The organism is Lichenihabitans sp. Uapishka_5, from assembly GCF_033947565.1.
Taxonomy (GTDB): Bacteria; Pseudomonadota; Alphaproteobacteria; order Rhizobiales; family Beijerinckiaceae; genus Lichenihabitans.
On record NZ_JARPVX010000133.1, the window covers coordinates 1 to 6,524 of the forward strand.

The 6,524-nt window shown below is 67.1% G+C and carries 7 protein-coding genes; all 7 read left to right on the forward strand.

Annotated features, from left to right (window positions below):
• Nucleotides 1-305 precede the first annotated feature (305 nt).
• On the forward strand, nt 306-1,580 hold the full coding sequence (locus P7D22_RS21945) for an NAD(P)/FAD-dependent oxidoreductase (protein WP_442916130.1): 1,275 nt from the start codon (nt 306-308) through the stop codon (nt 1,578-1,580).
• A 51-nt stretch (nt 1,581-1,631) separates the two neighbouring features.
• Nucleotides 1,632-2,519 carry an ABC transporter permease gene (locus P7D22_RS21950; protein WP_319936390.1) on the forward strand — a complete coding sequence of 296 codons (888 nt, stop codon included), beginning with the start codon at nt 1,632-1,634 and terminating at the stop codon, nt 2,517-2,519.
• Nucleotides 2,516-3,337, forward strand: a complete 822-nt coding sequence (locus P7D22_RS21955; protein WP_319936391.1) for an ABC transporter permease — start codon at nt 2,516-2,518, stop codon at nt 3,335-3,337. Before P7D22_RS21950 ends, P7D22_RS21955 begins: the two co-directional genes overlap by 4 nt.
• 11 nt (nt 3,338-3,348) lie before the next feature.
• Complete coding sequence (locus P7D22_RS21960; protein WP_319936392.1) at nt 3,349-4,395, forward strand: ABC transporter substrate-binding protein; 1,047 nt, start codon at nt 3,349-3,351, stop codon at nt 4,393-4,395.
• Between the two features lie 54 nt (nt 4,396-4,449).
• Nucleotides 4,450-5,079, forward strand: a complete 630-nt coding sequence (locus P7D22_RS21965) for a helix-turn-helix domain-containing protein (RefSeq protein WP_319936393.1) — start codon at nt 4,450-4,452, stop codon at nt 5,077-5,079.
• Nucleotides 5,069-6,151, forward strand: coding sequence for an ABC transporter ATP-binding protein (locus P7D22_RS21970; protein WP_319936394.1), 1,083 nt, complete (start codon nt 5,069-5,071; stop codon nt 6,149-6,151). Before P7D22_RS21965 ends, P7D22_RS21970 begins: the two co-directional genes overlap by 11 nt.
• A gap of 25 nt (nt 6,152-6,176) precedes the next feature.
• The coding region (locus P7D22_RS21975) for an aldehyde dehydrogenase family protein (protein ID WP_319936395.1) at nt 6,177-6,524 on the forward strand (348 nt) is incomplete at its 3' end.

A 6,524-nucleotide genomic window follows, 5' to 3' on the forward strand; every position in this document is an offset into this window, starting at 1 on the left:
ATCTCCAGGTGTGCTCTTCCTCTCAGGAAGCCCTCCCGCGAGAGCGGGTTCGTCCATGGGCGCGATGCAGCCCGGCTGCTCTACGGCTCAAACTGGCCGGAAGCGGGCAGTCCGCTTTGGGTCAGAGATGGCCTGATCTGAAGTCAGGCTGCGTGCGGTTGACCCACACTGGCGTGGAGGCAGGCTCGGCTTCCGTGATGGCGTCTTCTCGGCTGTTAGGCTTCGATTATCATCCCGTGACCGCCAATTGCTGCTAATGCTTGGTACGACTTGATTTCACAGATGTGAAAGCTCAAGCTTTTGGTATGACGTCGTTTGAAAGCGAGTGCCTTTGGCACGATGAGGAGCAACCTGGCCTCGCTCAGGACCCTCTGCCATCGCAGGCGGACTTGGCCGTCGTTGGCGCCGGCTTCCTCGGATTGACCACGGCGCTACATGCAGCGCGGCGGGGCATGAAGGTCGTGGTCTTTGATGCGGGCCCCCTTGGGGGCGGAGCGTCGGGCGTCAACGGTGGGCAGGTCATCCCGGGTCTGAAGCACGATCCCTCCGCGCTCATCGCGATGCTCGGCCAAGAGCGTGGCGAGGCCCTCGCGGCGTTCGCGGCCGGAACCGCTGATGCCGTGTTCGATCTGATCCGAAACGAGCGGCTGAGCGTGCCGCACAACCGAACGGGATGGATCCTGGCGGCCCATACCGAAGCCGCATACCGCACCGTCCAGTCCCGTGCCGAAGCCCTGCGCAAAACGGGCGCAGCAGTCGACATCCTCGACCGCAATGCCGTCCAGGCGCTGACCGGCGCCCGGGGCTACCATGGCGGCCTGATCGACCGGCGGGCCGGTGCGATCCAACCCTTCGCCTATCTGTCGGAACTTGTCCGGCTTGCAGCTTCCGCAGGCGTCGTGTTGAGGTCCCGCTGCCGCGTCACCGCCGTCGAGAGCGATGCGGATGGCTGGTCGGTGACCACCTCGGTCGGCGACCTGAAGGCCGGCAAGGTCCTCGTGGCCACCAATGCCGACGCGGACGCGCTGATTCCGGGGCTGGCCCGCACCGTCCTGCCGCTGCACTCGTTCCAGATCGCGACCGCCCCCCTGCGACCCGAGGTGGCCCACGCTCTTCTTCCCGGCGGTCAGGCCGTGTCGGATACGCGCCGCATCGTGACCTATTATCGCAAAAGCGCCGATTGCCGCCTCGTGCTCGGTGGACGCGGCACCCTGGGCGTGCCGCGTCACGCCGCGGACTGGCATCATCTCGAGCGCGCCGCTCTGCGGCTGTTCCCCCATTTAGAGGCCCTGCCGATCACGCATCGCTGGTTCGGTCGCGTCGCCATCACCTTGGACTATCTGCCACATATCCACGAGCCGGCACCCGGGCTCGTGGCCGTGCTGGGATGCCAAGGCCGCGGCATCGGCCTGATGACGGCGCTTGGGGGGCGACTGGCGTCGTATCTGGACGCGGGCGATGCCGATGCGCTGCCGCTCCCCATCACCCCGATCCGACCGATCCCGTTTCATCGGTTCCGCCATCTCGGCGTCACGGCTGCCCTGGCCTGGTACCGCATGCTCGACGGACTGCAACGCTGAGTTGACAGTTTCACAAATTTGAAAAACGATGAGGCTCATTCACGCCGAAGGATGCTTTTGAGCAGTCTTGCCGCACCGATCCGGCGCCGCGCGTCGCAACGCCTCTTCGACGTTGTTCTGAACACGCCGGGCACGCTCCTCGGGCTTATCGTGGTGGTGTTCGCGCTCGGCCTCGTCGTCCTGCTCGGGTTCCGGAACAACGACGGGTCACTGCTCGGCCAGGGCTTCACGGTCGCCAACATCGTGACGGCGATCAGTGACCCGCTCTATGCCAGAGTCGTCGGACGCTCGCTCCTTATCGCAGGCGCAGTGATGGCCGCCACCGTGGTGCTCGCCTATCCGGTCGCCTATTATGCGGCCTTCCACGCCGGCCGCTGGCGTGGACTGGTGCTTTTCCTCGTCACGCTGCCGTTCTGGACCAGCTACCTGCTGCGCGTCTTCGCCTGGAAGATTGTGCTGGCCTACAACGGCGTGCTGAACTCGGCGCTGCTGGAACTCGGGATCATTCGCACGCCCATCATGGCGCTGCTCAACACGCCCGCCGCCGTGATCCTCACGCTGGCCCACGCCTATGCGGCCTTTGCGGTCCTGCCGATTTTCGTGGCGCTCGACCGCATCCCGCGCAACTTGGGCGAAGCGGCGGCCGACCTCGGCGCACACCCCTGGGCTACCTTCCGGCGGGTGATCCTGCCGATGTCCATGCCGGGCGTCCTTTCGGCGGCGCTGGTGGTCTTCGTGCCGACGGTCGGCGATTACGTGACGCCCGCGCTCGTGGGCGGCCCCGACAGCACCATGATCGGCACAATCATCCAGGCCCAGTTCGGCAAAGCTAATGACTGGCCCTTTGGGGCCGCGGTCTCGGTGCTGACGCTCGCAATCATCCTGTGCGTGGTGCTGGCCGTGCAGGCCGCCGACCGGCGCTTCGGGAGCCGCGCGTGAGGCGCCCGTCCTGGCTTCTGGCCTATGTGGCCTGTTACGTCGCGTTCCTGTACGGGCCGATCCTGCTCATTCCGCTGTTCTCCTTCAACGCAGCTCCGCAGGCCTCGTTTCCGCTGCGGGGCTTCACGACGGAGTGGTATCGCGTGCTGTGGTCGGACGGGCGCTTCGTCGAGGCGCTCGGCAACACGATGATGGTCGGCCTCACAGCGGCCGGGCTGGCGACGCTCATCGGCACGGCAGCCGCCTATGCGGAGATCGGCCGGCCCAACCGGGCTTCGGCCGTGGTGTCGGCGCTGCTCCGCCTGCCAATCCTGATCCCGGGCGTCATCATCGGGATCGCGCTGCTGATCCTGGTCAACCTCGCCGGGCTTGGGCCGTCGCGAGGAAGCATCGTGCTCGGTCACACCGTGCTGGCGTTGCCCGCGACGATCGTGGTCATGCGCGCGAGCTTCGCCGCGTTGCCCGGCAATCTGGCGGAAGCCGCCATGGATCTCGGGGCGCGCGAATGGGACACCTTCCACCGCATCATGCTGCCGCTGAGCCTCCCCGCCATGGTGTCGAGCTTCACCCTGGCGTTCCTGACGTCCTTCGACGAGTTCATCGTCGCGTTCTTCCTGGCCGGCACGCAGCCCACGCTACCGCTTTTTATCTGGAGCCAGCTCCGCTTCCCGAAGTCGCTGCCGAGCGTGATGGCGCTCGGCTCGCTGATCCTGCTCGCCTCGGTGCTGCTGGCCGCCGCGGCCGAACTGATCCGCCGACGCGGGGCCGCCCACGCGGCCGGTCGCGCCGCGCCGGCGCCCCTCGTCCCGCAAACCTGATGGAGTTTCCGATGAAGCCTGCCTCAGCTCTCCTTGGCGCCGCGGCGTCGCTGGCCTTTCTGACCCTACCGGCTGGCGCGGCCGAGAAGCTCACCTACTTCACGTGGTCGGGCTATGAACTGCCTGACTTCAACCAGTCCTTCCTGGCCGCCCATCCGGGCGCTGTCGATGCCTCGACGTTCGGCGACGATGACGACGCCTTCACCAAGGTCAAGGCAGGCTTCCATCCCGACCTCGCCCACCCTTGCTACGACAAGATCGCCCGGTGGCGGAAGGAAGACCTCATCCAGCCGATCGACACCAAGCGGCTGAAGAATTGGAATGCGATCTTCCCCGTGTTCCGCAAGCTGCCCGACATCGATGCCGGCGACGGCAAGGTCTGGATGGTGCCGTGGGATTGGGGCAACACCTCCATCCTCTACCGCACCGACCTTGTGAAGGACCCCGAGCAGAGCTGGAACCTCCTGTGGGACAAGACCTACGCGGGGCGCATGGCCACGATCGACGCCGTCCACGACACGCCCGTGGTGGCGGCGCTGCTGACGGGCGTGAGCCCGTTCGACATGACCGATGCCGAGATGAACAAGGTCGCCGACAAGTTGCGCGAGCAGCGCCCGCTCCTGCGCGGCTACACCACCGACATGACCTCGGTCGAGCAGTCGCTCGCGAGCGGCGAACTCGTGATGGCCATGACCTGGAACGCCTCCGCCACTGCGCTCCGCAAGCAGAACGTGCCCGTCACCTTCATGAAGCCCAAGGAAGGCATGCTGACCTGGGCTTGCGGCATGGTGCTGCTCAAGGATTCCAAGAACGTCGACCTCGCCTATGATTTCATCAACAGCCGGCTCGAGCCGGCCTCGGGCAAGAGCTTGATCGAGCAATACGGCTACGGCAGCGCCTCCAAGGCCGCCTTCGACCTCGTGCCGAAGGACAAGCTGCAGGAGCTGCAGCTGCCGGACGACCCCGAGACCGTGCTGAAGACCACCGTCTTTACCGGCCCGATGAAGCAGAGCGACGGCCTAGCCAAGATGTTCGAGAAGGTGAAGGCGGGTGGCTGAATCGCGTTCCCGATCGCGGCCCCTCGCCGTCATTCGCAGCGGCGTCGAACACCCATGAGCGACGTCGCCGTTGAAGGAAGCGCTGCGGATGTCGAGGGAGGCTCGGCGGCCGATCCGACCGATCTGCGCATCGGTCGCCGCATCCGCGCGCTGCGGTTGCGGCGCGGGCGTTCGCTCGCCGAGCTGGCGCTGTCGACTGGGATCTCGATCGGTGGCTTGAGCCAGATCGAGCGTGGCCTCACCTCGCTGAAGGTGAAGACCTTGTGGCCGCTGGCGGGGGCGCTCGGGATCGAGCCCCAGGCCCTCCTCGATGACGCCGGCACCCTGGCGTGCGACCTTCACGTCGTTCGCCGGGACGAGCGGCGCGGCGTGCCGGTTTGGTCAGAAGGCATCGGCAAGGAATTGCTGTCGCCGAGCGGTGCTGCGCTGACGGGTTTGTCCGTGCGGGTGGAACCGGGTGGCGGCACCGCGGCAGCTTACGCGCACCCCGGGCAGGAGTTCGGCCTCGTGCTGGCGGGAGAGGTGGACCTTGAGATCGACGGCGTGACCTCGCGGCTCCAGGCGGGCGACAGCTTCGCCTTTAAAAGCACCCTGCCACACGCCTTCCGCAACCCGGGCGCCGTCCCGTGCGAGATCGTCTGGGTCAACACCGTGAAGCCGCTGGATGTCCGCAATGGCGCCTGAGCCGGAGCCCAGGGGGCAGCCGCTGCTGCGCCTGGTCGGCGTGACTAAGCGCTTCAACGACGGCGCCGTTCTCGGGCTCGATAACGTGGATCTCACCATCCGCCAGGGCGAGTTCCTGAGCCTGCTCGGTCCTTCGGGCTGCGGCAAGACCACAAGCCTGCGCATCATCGCGGGCTTCGAGGCGCCGACGACTGGCCGGGTGGAGCTCGACGGCCGCGATATCACGGCAACCCGTGCCTATGAGCGCCCTGTCAACACGGTGTTCCAGGATTACGCGCTGTTCCCCCACATGACGGTCGCCGAGAACGTCGGATTCGGCCTGACGACGCGCCGCCTGTCGACGCCCGAGGTGCGGCGGCGCACGGCCGCGATGCTGGATCTCGTCGGCCTCGCCGATAAGCAAGCGGCGCGCGTCGGCGCGCTGTCGGGCGGCCAGCGCCAGCGCGTGGCGCTCGCCCGCGCGGTCGTGTGCGAACCGCGCCTGCTGCTGCTCGACGAGCCGTTGTCGGCGCTCGATGCGCACCTGCGCGAGCAGATGCAGATCGAACTGAAAGGCCTCCAGTCGAAGCTCGGCACGACCTTCGTCATGGTGACGCACGATCAGACCGAAGCCTTGTCGATCTCCGACCGCATCGTGGTCATGAACCGCGGCCGCATCGAGCAGGCCGCCTCGCCGGCAGAACTCTACGACGCACCGGCCACCACTTTCGTGGCCGGCTTCATCGGCACCATGAACCTCATCGAGGGCCGCACCACAAGGGGAACACTGGTCGAGGCCGGACCGCTCCGCCTGCATCTCGCGACTCCCGGGCCGGCCGAGGGCGTCGTGGTCCTCGGGGTCCGCCCCGAGGACGTCACGCTAAGCACGGAGCCGGGGCCGGAAACCGCCTCGGCCACCGTGTCCAACGTGGTCTTCCACGGCCGCTCGCTCCGCCTGTCGGTGCAGGTCGTCAATGGGCCGATGCTCACCGTCGACGTGCCGCGCGCCCAGGCTCCCGAAGCCTTAGCACCCGGCCTTCCGGTCTTCGCCGCGATCCGTCCCGGCACGGCCCGTTCCCTCATCCGATCCTGACGTCGCCAACCTCCGGAACCTCGCCATGAACCACCATCATCGCCAATTCTTCATCGACGGGGCCTGGGTCGAGCCCGCCGGTCGGGATACGATCGACGTCATCGATCCCGCAACCGAAGAAGCCTATACGGCGATTGCGGCCGGCGGCGCGGCCGACGTCGACCGAGCCGTGGCAGCGGCCCGCGCGGCCTTTCCGGCCTTTGCCCAGACTAGCCGCGACGATCGCCTGGCGCTGCTCCGCCGCATTCTCGCGCTCTACAATGAGCGCATCGAGGAGATTGCGCAGGCCGTGAGCCGAGAGATGGGCGCGCCGATCGACTTCGCCCGCTCAGCCCAGGCCTTCGCGGGGCAGACGCACCTCGAGGCCACGATC